Source organism: Stenotrophomonas sp. YJH_SMC_20, from assembly GCF_059367845.1.
In genome coordinates this window covers 35815-50049 of record NZ_JCAFRG010000007.1, presented here as the reverse complement: position 1 = coordinate 50049, position 14235 = coordinate 35815, and the positions used below count along the sequence as shown (strand labels likewise).

Here is a 14235-nt window from a genome sequence, read left to right as displayed (position 1 = left end):
CAGCCCCATCACCTCAAGCGTACAGCGTGGGGTCCGGCACGCCGGCTTCGGTGAAGCCCTGCGCGCGCAGGCGGCACGCATCGCAGTGGCCGCAGGCGGCGCCGTTGGCGTCGGCGTTGTAGCAGGACACGGTCAGGCCGAAGTCCACGCCCAAGCGCACGCCTTCGCTGACGATCTGGCCCTTGCTGAGGAACTGCAGCGGCGCGTGTACCTTGATGCCCGCACCTTCCACGCCCGACTTGGTGGCCAGGTTGGCCAGCGCCTGGAACGCGGCCACGAACTCGGGGCGGCAGTCCGGATAGCCGGAATAATCCACCGCGTTGACGCCGCAGAAGATGTCGTTGGCGCCGAGCACTTCGGCCCAGCCCAGGGCCAGCGACAGCATGATGGTGTTGCGCGCCGGTACGTAGGTGACCGGAATGCCGGCACCGCCGGCCTCGGGCACGTCGATGTCATCGGTGAGCGCCGAGCCACCGATGCTGCGCAGGTCCACGTCCACGGTCTTGTGCGCGACCACGCCTTGGGCCTTGGCCACGCGGGCGGCGGCGTCCAGTTCGGAGGTGTGGCGCTGGCCGTAGCGCACGCTCAGGGCATGCACGGCGAAGCCCTGTTCCTGGGCCATGGCGATGACGGCGGCTGAATCCATGCCGCCGGAGAGAAGCACGACTGCCTTCTTCATGGGTAAAACATCCGGTTGGGAGGGGAAAGCCAGCACGCTGTCCCGCGCCGGAGTTACATCAGGGAACGTTGCCTGGGCTCATCGGCCCGGCTCGTCGTTCCACAGGATTTTATGCAACTGCATCTGGAAGCGCACCGGCAGGCGGTCTTCGACGATCCAGTCGGCCAGCTGGCGCGCGGTGATCTCGCCCTTGCTGGGCGAGAAGAACACGGTGCAGCGCTTCACCAGCTCGTGCTCGGCGACCAGGGCCTTGGCCCAGTCGTAGTCCTCGCGGCTGCAGATGACGAACTTGATCTGGTCGCGTGCGGTCAGCAGCGGCAGGTTCTCCCAGCGGTTGCGCGCCACTTCGGCCGACCCCGGGGTCTTGATGTCGACCACGCGCGATACACGCGGGTCCACCGCGCTGACGTCCAGCGCGCCGGAGGTTTCCAGCGAGACGTCCATGCCGGCGTCGCACAGCTTCTGCAGCAGCACCAGGCAGCGTTTCTGCGCCAGCGGCTCGCCGCCGGTCACGCAGACGTGGCGCACGCCCTGGGCCAGCACCTCGGCCACGATGTCGTCGATGTCCCACCAGGTGCCGCCATGGAAGGCATAGGCCGTATCGCAGTACTGGCAGCGCAGCGGGCAGCCGGTCAGGCGCACGAACACGGTCGGCCAGCCGGCGGTATCGGCTTCGCCCTGCAGCGAGGTGAAGATCTCGGTGATCTTCAGGCGTGGCAGGGGCGACTGCACAATCTCGCTGGGCGTGGCGGCGGCGCTGGACGGGGTAACGGCGGTCATGGCGGGCACTTCTTGGTGGGACACGTGGCGGGTGGGCTACCGTGGCCGGTAACGAAAGCAGCCGAGCGTGGGCTCGGCTCTACAACAGCAACCAAACGGGCATATCCCTGCCGGTGACGCGAGCCGTCGGGCATGGCCCGGCGCTACCGGATCCGGGCGGGTTTGCCGGTCCGGAAACGAAAGCAGCCGAGCATGGGCTCGGCTCTACAGGGCACACATTGTACGCCCGGTCAGCGGATCAGCGGATCTGCTTGCCCAGGCGGATGGACTGCAGACGGTCCTGCGCGGTGCGCGCGGCGTCCGAGCCGGGGTACTGCGCCACGACGGTCTCCAGCGTCTGCTGGGCCTGGTCTACCTTGCCCTCGCCGTACTGCGAGAGGCCGATCTTGAGCAGGCCGCCCGCGGCTTTGTCGTGAGTCGGATAGCGCGAGAGCAGCTCTCGGAACTGGGCCTCGGCCATCGGGAAATTGCGGGTGGCGTAGTAGCTCTCGCCCAGCCAGTACAGCGCGTTCGGCGCGTAGACGCCGTTCGGGTACAACTCCAGGAAGCTCAGGAACAGCTGCGCCGAATCGTCGTACCTGCCGGCCTTCAACGCATCGAAGGCAACGTTGTAGGAGGTGCGCTCGTCGCCGGTGGCGGCAAGGCTGCCAGCATCACCATGGACGGAAGGCGGCCGCTCGGAAGTGGCCGCCGCTGCGGGTTTTGCCGGGGCCGGTGCGGCCTTGGGCGCGCTCGCCGGAACGGGCGGCAGGGCCGGGGCGGCGTTGCCCCCTTCCAACCGGTTCAGGCGGCTGTCCAGATCCAGGTACTGGTCCTGGGCGGACTGCTTGAGCTGGGCGTTGTCGTGCTGCAACTGCTCGATCGAGGCCTGCAGGCTGGTGACCTGCTGCCGCAGCTGATTGATCTGGTTCAACAGGTCCTGGTTGGCACTGTTGTTGTACATCTGCTGCTCGAGCGCGCCGACACGGTCAGCCAGGCTCTGTCGCTGCGCGTGCGCCGGTGCGGCAGCCACGAGGGCTGCCGCAACGACCAGCATCAGTTTGATGCCAATGCGCATGGATTACTGCGCGGTGTAGACGATTTCGACGCGACGGTTCTGCGACCAGCAGGACTCGTTCGACTCGGTGCAGACCGGACGCTCTTCACCGTAGGACACGACGGTCAGCTGCGAAGCCGAACCACCGTTGGCCTGCAGGGCCGAGCTGACGCCGTTGCCACGACGCTCACCCAGGGCCTGGTTGTACGCGCGCGAACCGCGCTCGTCGGTGTGGCCCTGCAGGGTGATGCGCGAGGACGGACGGTCACGCAGGTACTTGGCGTGGCACGCCATGATGGCCTGGAATTCCGGCTTCACGTCTTCCTTGTCCAGGTCGAAGTAGACCACGCGCTGGCGCAGGCAAGCGTCGGTGTCCAGGTCGCCCGGGCCGTACAGGCCGGAGGTCGACGGACCGGTCGGGGTGGTGGTCGAGGTGCCGGTGTCGACCGGGGCTGCCGGCTCTTCCTTCACCTTCTTCGAGCAACCGGCCAGGACGGCCACAGACAGCAGGGAAACAAGCAGAACGCGGGTGGACTTGTTCATGGCGATACCTTTGTGGCTCCTAAGCCGATGAGGGGTTCAAGACAACGAAAATATTAACACTCTTTTAGCGCTGGGTACGGTATGGGGACCATGCCGGTTCGCGCACATCACCGTCAGCCAGGACCAGGCGCTGGCGAACCCGCGCATCGGCCGAAACGGCATACAACACACCACGGCCACCTTCGCGGGCGGCGTACAGCACCATGCTTGCGTTGGGCGCAAAGCTCGGCGATTCATCCAGCGAACCCGGGGACAGCGTGCTCCAGCGGGGCGACCCCAGCGAGCTGTCCATCATCGCGATCTTGTAGCTGTTGCCAGAACCCTGGGCGACGACGATCTTCTTGCCGTCGTAGGACACCGACGGCTTGGCATTGTAGTTGCCCTGGAAGGTCACGCGCTCGGCGCTGCCGCCGCCGGCACCGACCTTGTAGACCTGCGGACGGCCGCCGCGATCGGAGGTGAAGTACACCGCGCTGCCGTCCGGTGCCCAGGTCGGCTCGGTATCGATGGCGAAGTGGTTGGTCAGCTGGGTCAGCTGCTTGCTCCCCAGGTCCATCACGTAGATTTCCGGGTTACCTGAGCGCGACAGGGTCAGGGCCAGCTTGCGGCCGTCCGGCGAGAACGCCGGGGCGCTGTTGATGCCGCGGAAGCTGGTGACCAGCTCGCGCGCACCGGTACCGATGTTCTGGATGTAGATGGCCGAATTGCCACGCTCGAAGCTGACGTAGGCCAGCTTGCTGCCATCCGGGCTCCACGACGGCGACAGCAGCGGCTCGGCCGAGCGCACGATGGTCTGCGGGTTGAAGCCATCGGAATCGGCCACCATCAGCGCGTAGCGCATGGCGTCGCCCTTGCCACTGGCGGTCACGTAGGCGATGCGGGTCCAGAAGGCGCCGCGCACACCGGTGATCTTCTCGTAGATGGCGTCGGCCATCTGGTGGGCAACGTCGCGCATGGCGTTGCCACGGGCGGTCATCGCCAGGCCCAGCAGGCGCTCGCCCTTGGGCACGTCGAACAGTTCGTACTCGACGCGGTAGGCACCGGCACCGGCATCAAGCACGCGGCCGACCACGATGTAGTTCTGCTTCAGCGCGCGCCAGGTCGCGAACTGGATATCCCCTCCCCGCACGGGCTTCTCGACGATCTGCGCTTCCGGCAGCGTGCGGAACTGCCCCGAACGCTCCAGATCGGCACGGACCACGCCGGCGACGTCGGTCTGCGGAGCGGCCGACGAACCCTGGTAGGGCATCGGCACGATGGTGATCGGCAGCGCGGAGGCATTGCCGCCGATGATGTCGATATCCAGCCCCTTCTGCTGCGCGACGGCAGCAAAGGGCAGCAACAGGGCCGCAAACACGGCAAGCCAGCGAGGCATCTTTTTCATGGAGCGCTCAATAGGGGGAAACCGGAACGAGGGATAGCAAAGCAGGAGTGAACCGCTTCGCAATCATGAACCAAGGGTACGTGAATTCCGGGTCAGTTCCAGCCCGTCCTCTCACGCACCGTTAACGTCGTGGCTAACATCGCACCTGCCTGCCCCGGTCACTCCGCCCAGCGGGGCGGTGTTCGACAGAAGCCTAAAGCCTGCCCGGCCGAAACCGAGCACACCAGAGGCAAGCGCGACATCCATGGGCAGGAGTGGCCCGAGCCCCCCCCTGCCCTGCCCGCCTCAGCGATCCTGGGCAGTAAAAGTGAAGTTGAGCGTGCGTGCGAACACCGACTCGAAGCCACGGTACGGCAGGGGCTGCGCGTTGAGCACGGCGGCCTCGATCGAACGCTTGCCGGCCTCGTCGTACGGGCAGTTCGGGCTGACCTTGGCCTGCATCACCGTGCCACCCGGAATCTGGGTGATGGTGATCTGGCAGCGCTGGCCCAGCGGCACCGTGTCCGGCCGCACCCACTGCGACAGCACCTTGGCCTGGATCGCCGCGGCGTACTTGGCCGAAAGATCATCGCTGTTGCCACCACCACCGGCAGCCGGCTGGGACGCACCGCTGGAACCGGCTGCGGCACTGCCGGCGGCATTGCGCGCAGCAGCCACCTGGCGCAGCTTCTGCTCGGCCAGCTTGGCTTCCTTCTCGGCCTGCTCACGACGGGCACGGATCTCGGCGATCTTCTTCTGCTTCTCGGCCTCGGCCTTGTCCGCGGCCTGACGCGCCTGATCGGCCAGCTTCTTCTTCGCGTCTTCTTCCTGCTGCTTGGCCAGGCGCAGCTTCTGCTCGGCCTCTTCCTGGCGCTTGCGTTCGGTCAGGTCGATCTGCTCCTGGCGGCGCTTGGCTTCCTGTTCCTGCTTGGCCTTCTCCTGCGAGATGGCCAGTGCGCTCACCGCTTCCTGGTCCTTGGTGTCCGGCTGCGCGACGCGCTCCTGCGCCTGTTGCTGCTGGGGCGTGGGCGCGTCCTGCGGGCGCGGCTCGGGAATCGGCTGCGGCGGCGGAATGGTGTCTTCCGGCACCGGGATCGGCTCGGCCACCGGCGGCGGCAGGTCTTCCAGCTTTTCCGACTGGCGCAGGGCCTGGCGCGCGGCGGACGCCTCAGACGCGGACAGCGCCAGGCTGGCCTCCACCGACGGATCACCGGCGGCGGCATCGGTGTTGCGCTCGGGTGACCAGAACCAGGCCACGATGAAGACCAGCGCGACCAGCAGGTGCACCAGCAGTGCCAGTGCCAGGGGCAGGCCCCAGCCGGGTTCGCGCTGATGCGAAGGTGGCAGGGCGTCAGCGTGCATCGGTGGCCAGGCCTACCTTGTCTACCTTGGCGCGCTTGATCACATCCATCGCGGCGATGACCTTCTCATAGGCCACGGCACGGTCGGCGGCGACGATCACGCGCACGCCCTTGTCCTGGGCGGCAATGCCGGCCAGGCGGCCTTCCAGTTCTTCGGCCGACACGGCGGCCGGTTCCTTGGCGTCGGGCAGCTTCAGGCTGAGCTGGCCGTCCTGGCGCACCGAGACGATCACCGGGTCCTGCTTGCTTTCCAGCGCCTTGGCGTTGGATTGCGGCAGGTCGACGTCGAAGCTCAGGGTGAGCAGCGGCGCGGTGACCATGAAGATGATCAGCAGCACCAGCATGACGTCGATGTAGGGGACGACGTTGATTTCCGATTTCAGCTTGCGGCGCTTTCGGCGGACGATGGCAGCGGACATGGCTTGGACTCCCGGGTCAGGCGCTTACTCGTCGCCAGCGCTCTGGCGCTGCAGGATGGAGCTGAACTCTTCGGCGAAGGTCTCGAACCGCACCGACATGCGCTCCACGCGGGTGGTGAAGCGGTTGTAGGCCCACACCGCCGGGATCGCCACGAACAGGCCGATGGCGGTGGCGAACAGCGCTTCGGAGATGCCCGGCGCGACGGCGGCGATACCGGCCTGCGCACCGCTGCTGATCATGTCGTGCATGGTCACCATGATGCCGAACACGGTACCGACCAGGCCCACGTACGGGGCAGTCGAACCGATGTTGGCCAGCAGTTCCAGGTTGCGCTCAAGCTGGTCCACTTCGCGGGTGTAGGTGGTACGCATGGCACGCTGCGCGCCTTCCAGCTGCGCACGGCCGTCCAGGCGGCGCTTGTCGCGCAGGCGGGTGTACTCGCGGAAACCGGCTTCGAAGATGGCTTCCAGGCCGGTCACGCTGCGGCTGCGGTCGGTGGCGGCGCTGTACAGCTTGCCCAGGTCGGCGCCGGACCAGAAGCGGTTCTCGAACTCGTCGGCTTCGCGGGTGGCCTGCTTGAACACGCGGGCCTTGCGGAAAATGATCACCCAGCTGACGAACGAGCCGACCAGCAGCAGCAGCACGATGATCTTCACCGGCAGGCTGGCCTTGGCCATCAGTTCGAGGTAGTTGATGCCGCCGCCGGTGGTGGCCTGGGCAAGGGTCTGTGTCGCGGCGTTGCTGACGTCGGCCGGCAGTGCCTCGGTGACCGTGGCCTGCAGGGCCAGGAGCGTTGCGATCATCCGTTGTTCCTCAGTGTTCGGATTCGGGGTGGAGGTGGGGTTGCAGCACGGCAAGGACGGCCTCGTCCATGCCACGCGGGCGGAAACTCGCCGCGTCCAGTGCGGCGATGCGGACCTGGGCCGACAGCAGCAACTCGCCGTCGCGCAGGATCTGCTGGTCGAAGACCATGCTGGCCTTCTTCAGCTGGACCAGACGGGCGCTCACCTGCAGGGTGTCATCCAGCCGTGCCGGCCTGATGAAATCCATCTGCATCGAGCGCACCGCGAAGACCATCCCATGCTCGGCGCGCATGCGCTCCTGGCCGTAGCCGAGCGCACGCATCCATTCGGTCCGGGCCCGTTCCATGAAGGCCACGTAGCGGGCGTGGTAGACCACGCCGCCTGCGTCGGTATCTTCCCAGTAAATGCGTGTCGGCCAACTGAATAGTGGCTCAACCAACATCGGGAACCTCCGCGAACAGGTCCTGCGGCGGGTTCTTCGGCTTCAGGCCCATGTGCCGGTAAGCCTTGTGGGTGGCCATGCGGCCACGCGCGGTACGCACCAGGAAGCCCTGCTGGATCAGGTAGGGCTCGACCACGTCTTCCAGCGTGCCACGCTCCTCGGACAGGGCCGCGGCCAGCGATTCGATGCCGACCGGGCCGCCATCGAAGTAGTCGACCAGGGTCCTGAGCAGGCGCCGGTCGAGCTCATCAAAGCCCTCCGGGTCGACCTTCAGCATCTGCATCGCAGCCTGTGCCACGGCCTCGTCGATGTGGCCGCCCGCCTTTACCTGCGCGTAGTCGCGCACGCGGCGCAGCAGGCGGTTGGCGATACGCGGGGTGCCACGCGCGCGGCGCGCGATCTCCCCTGCCCCATCGGCGGTGCAGTCGATGGCCAGGATCGCCGCCGAACGGCGCACGATGCGGGTCAGCTCTTCGACGCTGTAGAACTCCAGCCGCTGGACGATGCCGAAGCGGTCACGCAGCGGTGCGGTCAACAGGCCGGCACGGGTGGTGGCACCGATCAGGGTGAACGGCGGCAGGTCGATCTTGATCGAGCGGGCAGCGGGGCCCTCGCCGATCATGATGTCGATCTGGAAATCTTCCATCGCCGGGTACAGCACTTCCTCCACCACCGGCGACAGGCGATGGATCTCGTCGATGAAAAGCACGTCGTGCGGCTGCAGGTTGGTCAGCAGCGCAGCCAGGTCGCCAGCCTTCTCGATCACCGGGCCGGAGGTCACGCGCAGGGCCACGCCCAGTTCGTTGGCGATGACGTGGCTGAGCGTGGTCTTTCCCAGGCCGGGCGGCCCGAAGATCAGCACGTGGTCGAGCGCGTCGCCGCGGCCCTTGGCCGCTTCGATGTAGATCTCCATCTGCTCGCGCACCGGGGCCTGGCCGAGATAGTCGGCCAGGCGCTTGGGGCGGATGCTGGCGTCGGCGGCGTCATCCTCGCGGGTGGCGCCGGCGCCGATGATGCGGTCGTCGGTCATGTGCTGATTATGCGGCAAAAGTGCGGGGTTCGGCCGGGCTGCGCCCGGCGCCCGCAGAGGCAACGGCAACATCCAGAGCAACAGCCGAAGCGGGCTTCCTGGGGAATGGCGGGGTGGGTCCGGTTGCGGGGGACGCCGCAAATACGTCCATGTAGGCTCGGTCGCGCCATCCATGGCGCACACGCCCCCGCAACCGGACCCACCACCCCGCCTTCGACAGTTTCCTGCGGTCTGTCGGAACGGCGTTCTGCTTTGGTGGGGGCCGACCGTTGGTCGGCACGGTAGATCCACGCCATGCGTGGACGGATCTCTGGAGGAATCGACGGTGGAGATTAAATCTCCACCTGCGCGCCGAGTTCCACCAGCCGGTTACCCGGAATCCGGAAGAAGCCGGTCGCCGGCGCGGCATTCCGGTGCATCAGCGCGAACAGCTTGTCGCGCCAGATCGGCATGCCGCGGTTGGCGGTGGCGACGATGGTTTCGCGGCTGGCGAAGAAGGTGGTGTCCATCGGGTCGAAGTAGATGCCACCGTGGTCGCACGAGCGCATCAGCGCCAGTGGGACGTCCGGGGTCTCCATGAAGCCGAAGCGCACATAGACCCGGTAGAACTCGTCGCCCACCGATTCGATCTTCAGCCGCTGCCCTTCCATCGCATACGGGATCGGCAGGGTTTCCACATGCAGGAACACGTTGCGTTCGTGCAGCACTTTGTTGTGCTTGAGGTTGTGCATCAGTGCGTGCGGGGCCACGGTCGGATCCGCAGTGAGGAACACGGCGGTGCCCGGCACGCGTACCGGCGGCGCCAGCATCAGGCCCGGCAGGAAGGTATCCAGGCGGATGCCGTCCTTGCGGATCTCATCGCGCAGCAGCTCGCGGCCCCGGCGCCAGGTACGCATCATGGTGAACAGGAAGATGCCCAGCACTACCGGGAACCAGGCGCCCTGCAGCAGCTTGGCGCCGTTGGCGATGACAAAGCCGAGGTCGATGATGAAGAACACCACGCACAGGGGCAGCAGCCAGGCGCGTGCCTTCGGCCACAACGAGCGGGCCACCAGAGCCAGCAGCAGGGTATCGATCAGCATGGTGGCCGACACCGAGATGCCGTAGGCCACCGCCAGGTTGGACGAGCTGCGGAAGGCCAGCACCAGGCCGATCACCATCACCGCGATGCCCCAGTTGATGCCCGGGATGTAGATCTGGCCGATGGTGTCATGCGAGGTGTGCTTGATGCGCATGCGCGGGATGTAGCCCAGCTGCATGGCCTGGCGCGAAACCGAGAACGCGCCGGTGATGACCGACTGGGAGGCGATCACCGCTGCCATCGTGGCCAGGATGATCATCGGGTACAGCGCCCACGACGGCACTGCCTCAAAGAACGGGTTCTTCAGCGCCTCGGGATGGTTGAGCACCAGTGCGCCCTGCCCCAGGTAGTTCAGCACCAGGCACGGCAGCACGAAGAAGTACCAGGCATGGCGGATCGGCTTGGCACCGAAGTGGCCCATGTCGGCGTACAGCGCTTCGCCGCCGGTCACCGCCAGTACCACCGCACCGAGGATGAAGATGCCGTGCCAGCTGTGCTCCATGAAGAAGCGGATCGCCCACCACGGGTTGAAGGCTTTCAGCACTTCCGGCGCATCCACGATGTTGTAGATGCCGATCGCCGCCAGCGAAATGAACCAGACCGACGTGATCGGGCCGAACGCCTTGCCGATCTTCTCGGTGCCGAAGCGCTGCGCCGCGAACACCATCAGCAGCACCACCACCGTGATCGGCACGATGAAGGCATGCAGGCCGGGCGCGGCCACCTCCAGGCCTTCGACCGCGCCAAGCACCGAGATCGCCGGGGTGATCACGCCGTCGCCGAAGAACAGCGAGGCGCCGAAGATGCCAAGGATGCCCACCACGTAGGCCGAGCGCGACCCGTTGCGCAGCGTGCGCTGGGTCAGCGCCATCAGCGCCATGATGCCGCCCTCGCCGTCATTGTCGGCGCGCATGATGATGGTCACGTACTTCAGCGTGACCACGATGTTCAGTGCCCAGAACGCCAGCGAGAGCACGCCCAGTACCGTGTCGTGGTCGCTGTTGAGCCCGTAGTGCGGCGAGAACGCCTCCTTCAGGGTGTACAGCGGGCTGGTACCGATATCACCGAAGACCACGCCGATCGCACCGATGATCAGCGCCAGGCCTCCGGCGGGAGGAGCGTGACCGTGGCCGCCGGGGGCAGCTGCGTGCGGGGTTTGACTGCTGGACATGGGACTCCTGGCGAGGCTCAGGCGGTTCGTTGAGAGAAAGGAAGCCGACTCAGCGCAGCGCGGACTGCAGCGCCTTGCGGATCACGGTGGCCACTTCATCGCCTTCAGTGAAGGCGTCGCGGGCCATGCGGGCCGCTTCAGCAGGCTTGTAGCCCAGCTGCTGCAGCGCCACGGTGGCATCGGAAAGCGGGTCGGCCGCGGCCGGGCCGCTGCCGGTGGGCAGCGCGCCGCCGGCACCGAACTGGGCGGCGCGGTCGCGCAGTTCCAGCACCATGCGCTCGGCGGTCTTCTTGCCGATGCCCGGAATGCGGGTCAGCGCGGTGATGTCACCGGCCTGGACCATGCGCGCGAATTCCTCGACGGTGACCCCGGACAGCACGGCCAGCGCGATCTTCGCGCCGATGCCACTGACCTTCTGCACGTCGCGGAACAGCCGCCGTTCGCCCTCGCGCAGGAAGCCGTACAGCGAGACGCTGTCTTCCTTCTGCGCGTAATGGGTGTACAGGGTGACCTCGCGGCCGAGTTCGGGCAGGTCATAGAAGGTGCTCATCGGCGCCTCCAGCTCGTAGCCCACTCCGTTCACGTCCACCACCAGCCACGGCGGCGCCTTGTAGGCGACGATGCCGCGCAGTCGACCGATCATTGCGTGCAGCTCCTCATTTGCGGCCCCACGCCTGGCGGGCACTGAGCCCCAGGCGGTTGGCCGTTGCCCTTACGTGGGCATGGGTGATCGCCACCGCCAACGCGTCGGCCGCGTCGGCCTGCAGCTTGGTTTTCAGGTTGAGCATGAGCCCGACCATGTGTTGAACCTGTTGCTTTTCGGCACCACCACGACCGACCACCGCCAGCTTGATCTCGCTGGCGGCATATTCATGCACCGGCAGGTCACGCAGCACAACGGCGGAAATCGCCGCGCCCCGGGCCTGGCCCAGCTTCAGCGCCGAATCGGGGTTGCGGGCCATGAACACGCGTTCGATGGCCACTTCCTGCGGCTGGAACTCGCGGCACAGGTCGGCCAGGCCGAGCACCAGCAGCTTCATGCGCTGCGGGAAATCGTCCGCGCCCAGCAGCACCAGCGGCTGGTGGTGCACGTAGGTGACGCGCCCGGCGGCGTCGACATCGATGATGCCGACCCCGGTCCGCTGTGAACCGGGGTCGATGCCGAGGATGCGGGTCATGCTGCACTCCTGGCAGGGTGGAACGGGGTGCGCTGGCAGGCGTATGGGCTCATGACTGTCCGCGGTGACCGTTCAACGGCCCGCGCCCAGGCCGTCGAGGACGGCTCAGGCGTAGGCGTCGGCGCCCAGTTCGGCGTTGGAGTACACGTCCTGCACGTCGTCCAGATCTTCCAGCATGTCCAGCAGCTTCTTGACCTGCAGGGCGACCTCGCCCTCGACCTTGATGTCGTTGTCCGCGCGGAACGTGATTTCCGCGTGATCGGCGACATGGCCGGCGGCGGTCATCGCGTCCTTGACCGCGTTGAAGGCGTCAGGGCTGGTGACCACGTCGATCGAGCCGTCGTCCGGATAGACCACGATGTCATCGGCGCCGGCCTCGATGGCGGCTTCGGTGATGGCCTCCTCGTCGGCGCCCGGGGCGAAGCTGAGCACGCCCAGGCGCTTGAACATGAAGGCCACCGAGCCTTCGGTGCCCATATTGCCGCCGCACTTGCTGAACGCATGGCGGACATCGGCCACGGTGCGCACGCGGTTGTCGGTCAGGCAGTCGACGATCACGGCCACGCCACCGGGGGCGTAGCCCTCGTAGCGGACTTCCTCGTAATCGACGCCTTCCAGTTCACCGGTGGCCTTCTTGATGGCGCGCTCGATCACGTCCTTGGACATGTTCACGGCCAGGCCCTTGTCCACCGCCACGCGCAGGCGCGGGTTGTTGTTGGGGTCGCCTCCACCGCCGCGCGCGGCGACGCCGATCTCGCGGATGATCTTGGTGAAAATCTTGCCGCGCTTCGCGTCGGACGCGTTCTTGCGGGCTTCGATGGAGGGGCCTCTACCCATGGGTGCTACCGTCTGGCTGCTTCAGGATCAAGGCGCGGATTCTACCTGATCGGGCGCTGCAACCGTGTCTAGGCCCGATGGATGCCGCTGCGCTCGCCGGGCATGGCCCGGCGCTACCGCTGGCGATCTGGTGGTGCTTTTCCCGGTAGCGCCGGGCCATGCCCGGCGAAGAGCGTGCGAACCAACGGTTCGCACCCACCTTGGTGTCGTTCGCACCCACCCTGGTGCCGTTCGCACCCACCCTGGCAGGCCGTTCGCTCCCACCAACTTACGCGGCGGCGGCGTCGCGGCTGTGGTCGAAACGGCCATGACGCAGGAAATGCGCGGTCTGCCGCGCGGCGTCGGGCGATACCACCAGGCCGCTGTGGCTGGTGCGCACCACGCAATGGTCGGCCAGCCCCGGCAGGCGGGTCTCGGCCAGTGCCACGGTGCCGTCGGAGGCATCGTCGATGGCACCCAGCAGGCTGCCCAGCCCATGCGGTACCGAGCCGGCGATCAGGCCAACCTCCGCCCGGCCCTGCCAGTCCGGCAGGCCATCGAGCAGCAGCTCGCTGCTGCGGCCCAGCGCCAGGCCCCAGCCGTGCTCGGACAACGAGCGTGCGGTACCACTGCCGCGCAGCGGCGAACCCAGGCAGACCACGCGCTGCACCGGCAGCTGCGGATTGCGCCGCAGCGCTTCCAGCGCCAGCAGCCCGCCCAGGCTGTGGCCGACCAAACTCAGCGGGCCGGCGTCGGCGAGCCGCTCCAGCAGCTGCGGTACGGCCACGTCCGGGCCACCGAACACCGAGGAATAACCAAACGCGTGCACCTGGAAGCCGCGCGCGCGCAGGCGCCAGGCCAGCGGCCCGACCCAGGCGCGGGCATTCCAGATGCCATGCAGCAGCAATACGGGGGGAGTCATGCAAACAGCCTGGCGGTCAGCGGGGCAGGAACGTACGGTGATTGAACACGCGCGCGCAGCAAGCGGCAGTGAACATCAGGCCGCGCGCGGTGCGCGGCGCAGGATGAATTCGAGATCGTTCGTGTCGCCCACCGGGAACAGGTATTCGCCGGCCTTCTCGAAACCGTAGCGGGCGTAGAAGCGCTGTGCGCCGAAGTTCTCCGACCACACGCCCAACCACAGGGTGCGCGGGCCCTCGTGTTCCAGCCAAGCCAGCGCGGTTTCCAGCAGGCGGCTGCCCCAGCCGCAGCTTTGCTGCGTCTTGATCAGGTACAGGCGCTTGAGTTCGCCGTCACCGGGCTTCACGTCCGGGTGCGGCAGGCCGCAGGGGCCGGCGGCGGCATGGCCGACCGCCTCCCCATCCAGTTCCAGCAGCCACACCGCGTAATCGGGGTGGGTCAGGATCACGCGCTGGCGCTCGACCGCGTAGGCCTCCTCCAGGAAGGCCTGCAGGTCCTGCGGCGGGTACAGATGGCCGAAGGTTTCAGTGAACGTGCGGGCGGCCAGCGCCGACAGGGTCGGCGCGTCGTCCACAGTGGCGCGGCGGATCGAATACATGCAGGAAGTTGAC

16 protein-coding genes are annotated in these 14235 nt (G+C 67.1%); all 16 read right to left on the bottom strand.

Translation table 11 applies throughout. The annotated features are described in order from the left end of the window. Positions 1-13 precede the first annotated feature (13 nt). Positions 14-679 carry a 7-cyano-7-deazaguanine synthase QueC gene (gene queC, locus AC5P6A_RS13305; RefSeq protein ID WP_043400548.1) on the bottom strand — a complete coding sequence of 222 codons (666 nt, stop codon included), beginning with the start codon at positions 677-679 and terminating at the stop codon, positions 14-16. A 78-nt stretch (positions 680-757) separates the two neighbouring features. Continuing rightward, the gene (gene queE, locus AC5P6A_RS13300; RefSeq protein ID WP_019660124.1) at positions 758-1459 is read right to left on the bottom strand and encodes a 7-carboxy-7-deazaguanine synthase QueE; all 702 of its coding nucleotides are present in this window, start codon (positions 1457-1459) and stop codon (positions 758-760) included. Between the two features lie 238 nt (positions 1460-1697). Next, positions 1698-2516 (bottom strand): tol-pal system protein YbgF, encoded by an 819-nt coding sequence (gene ybgF / locus AC5P6A_RS13295; protein WP_005418509.1) that lies wholly within the window; start codon positions 2514-2516, stop codon positions 1698-1700. Between the two features lie 3 nt (positions 2517-2519). Continuing rightward, positions 2520-3038, bottom strand: coding sequence for a peptidoglycan-associated lipoprotein Pal (pal, locus tag AC5P6A_RS13290; RefSeq protein ID WP_005418510.1), 519 nt, complete (start codon positions 3036-3038; stop codon positions 2520-2522). Positions 3039-3102: 64 nt separating this feature from the next. After that, the gene (gene tolB, locus AC5P6A_RS13285; protein WP_180877697.1) at positions 3103-4422 is read right to left on the bottom strand and encodes a Tol-Pal system beta propeller repeat protein TolB; all 1320 of its coding nucleotides are present in this window, start codon (positions 4420-4422) and stop codon (positions 3103-3105) included. Between the two features lie 285 nt (positions 4423-4707). After that, a complete protein-coding gene (gene tolA, locus AC5P6A_RS13280; RefSeq protein WP_134731890.1) occupies positions 4708-5763 on the bottom strand; it encodes a cell envelope integrity protein TolA in 1056 nt (351 codons plus the stop codon). Further along, positions 5753-6181: a protein TolR gene (tolR, locus tag AC5P6A_RS13275; protein WP_329843201.1), complete on the bottom strand. Its 429-nt coding sequence runs from the start codon at positions 6179-6181 to the stop codon at positions 5753-5755. Before tolR ends, tolA begins: the two co-directional genes overlap by 11 nt. A gap of 24 nt (positions 6182-6205) precedes the next feature. Continuing rightward, complete coding sequence (gene tolQ / locus AC5P6A_RS13270) at positions 6206-6985, bottom strand: protein TolQ (protein WP_005410752.1); 780 nt, start codon at positions 6983-6985, stop codon at positions 6206-6208. 10 nt (positions 6986-6995) lie between these two features. Continuing rightward, positions 6996-7427, bottom strand: a complete 432-nt coding sequence (gene ybgC / locus AC5P6A_RS13265; protein ID WP_019660128.1) for a tol-pal system-associated acyl-CoA thioesterase — start codon at positions 7425-7427, stop codon at positions 6996-6998. Further along, entirely contained in the window at positions 7417-8457 is a 1041-nt protein-coding gene (ruvB, locus tag AC5P6A_RS13260) for a Holliday junction branch migration DNA helicase RuvB (RefSeq protein ID WP_227844792.1), read from the bottom strand. Before ruvB ends, ybgC begins: the two co-directional genes overlap by 11 nt. A 332-nt stretch (positions 8458-8789) precedes the next feature. Further along, entirely contained in the window at positions 8790-10709 is a 1920-nt protein-coding gene (locus AC5P6A_RS13255) for a potassium transporter Kup (RefSeq protein WP_021203145.1), read from the bottom strand. A gap of 49 nt (positions 10710-10758) precedes the next feature. Then, positions 10759-11352, bottom strand: coding sequence for a Holliday junction branch migration protein RuvA (gene ruvA / locus AC5P6A_RS13250; protein WP_019660131.1), 594 nt, complete (start codon positions 11350-11352; stop codon positions 10759-10761). A 13-nt stretch (positions 11353-11365) separates the two neighbouring features. Further along, positions 11366-11887 (bottom strand): crossover junction endodeoxyribonuclease RuvC, encoded by a 522-nt coding sequence (ruvC, locus tag AC5P6A_RS13245; RefSeq protein WP_019660132.1) that lies wholly within the window; start codon positions 11885-11887, stop codon positions 11366-11368. A gap of 105 nt (positions 11888-11992) precedes the next feature. After that, the gene (locus tag AC5P6A_RS13240) at positions 11993-12724 is read right to left on the bottom strand and encodes a YebC/PmpR family DNA-binding transcriptional regulator (RefSeq protein WP_019660133.1); all 732 of its coding nucleotides are present in this window, start codon (positions 12722-12724) and stop codon (positions 11993-11995) included. Between the two features lie 268 nt (positions 12725-12992). After that, entirely contained in the window at positions 12993-13625 is a 633-nt protein-coding gene (locus AC5P6A_RS13235; protein ID WP_019660134.1) for an esterase/lipase family protein, read from the bottom strand. Between the two features lie 75 nt (positions 13626-13700). Next, a complete protein-coding gene (locus AC5P6A_RS13230) occupies positions 13701-14222 on the bottom strand; it encodes a GNAT family N-acetyltransferase (protein WP_329843198.1) in 522 nt (173 codons plus the stop codon). Between the last annotated feature and the right edge of the window lie 13 nt (positions 14223-14235).

What these genes read in the sequence shown, in the direction of transcription:
- queC (WP_043400548.1), bottom strand. Translation starts at nt 679, where the DNA reads ATGAAGAAGGCAGTCGTGCTTCTCTCCGGCGGCATGGATTCAGCCGCC.
- queE (WP_019660124.1), bottom strand. Translation starts at nt 1,459, where the DNA reads ATGACCGCCGTTACCCCGTCCAGCGCCGCCGCCACGCCCAGCGAGATT.
- ybgF (WP_005418509.1), bottom strand. Translation starts at nt 2,516, where the DNA reads ATGCGCATTGGCATCAAACTGATGCTGGTCGTTGCGGCAGCCCTCGTG.
- pal (WP_005418510.1), bottom strand. Translation starts at nt 3,038, where the DNA reads ATGAACAAGTCCACCCGCGTTCTGCTTGTTTCCCTGCTGTCTGTGGCC.
- tolB (WP_180877697.1), bottom strand. Translation starts at nt 4,422, where the DNA reads ATGAAAAAGATGCCTCGCTGGCTTGCCGTGTTTGCGGCCCTGTTGCTG.
- tolA (WP_134731890.1), bottom strand. Translation starts at nt 5,763, where the DNA reads ATGCACGCTGACGCCCTGCCACCTTCGCATCAGCGCGAACCCGGCTGG.
- tolR (WP_329843201.1), bottom strand. Translation starts at nt 6,181, where the DNA reads ATGTCCGCTGCCATCGTCCGCCGAAAGCGCCGCAAGCTGAAATCGGAA.
- tolQ (WP_005410752.1), bottom strand. Translation starts at nt 6,985, where the DNA reads ATGATCGCAACGCTCCTGGCCCTGCAGGCCACGGTCACCGAGGCACTG.
- ybgC (WP_019660128.1), bottom strand. Translation starts at nt 7,427, where the DNA reads ATGTTGGTTGAGCCACTATTCAGTTGGCCGACACGCATTTACTGGGAA.
- ruvB (WP_227844792.1), bottom strand. Translation starts at nt 8,457, where the DNA reads ATGACCGACGACCGCATCATCGGCGCCGGCGCCACCCGCGAGGATGAC.
- AC5P6A_RS13255 (WP_021203145.1), bottom strand. Translation starts at nt 10,709, where the DNA reads ATGTCCAGCAGTCAAACCCCGCACGCAGCTGCCCCCGGCGGCCACGGT.
- ruvA (WP_019660131.1), bottom strand. Translation starts at nt 11,352, where the DNA reads ATGATCGGTCGACTGCGCGGCATCGTCGCCTACAAGGCGCCGCCGTGG.
- ruvC (WP_019660132.1), bottom strand. Translation starts at nt 11,887, where the DNA reads ATGACCCGCATCCTCGGCATCGACCCCGGTTCACAGCGGACCGGGGTC.
- AC5P6A_RS13240 (WP_019660133.1), bottom strand. Translation starts at nt 12,724, where the DNA reads ATGGGTAGAGGCCCCTCCATCGAAGCCCGCAAGAACGCGTCCGACGCG.
- AC5P6A_RS13235 (WP_019660134.1), bottom strand. Translation starts at nt 13,625, where the DNA reads ATGACTCCCCCCGTATTGCTGCTGCATGGCATCTGGAATGCCCGCGCC.
- AC5P6A_RS13230 (WP_329843198.1), bottom strand. Translation starts at nt 14,222, where the DNA reads ATGTATTCGATCCGCCGCGCCACTGTGGACGACGCGCCGACCCTGTCG.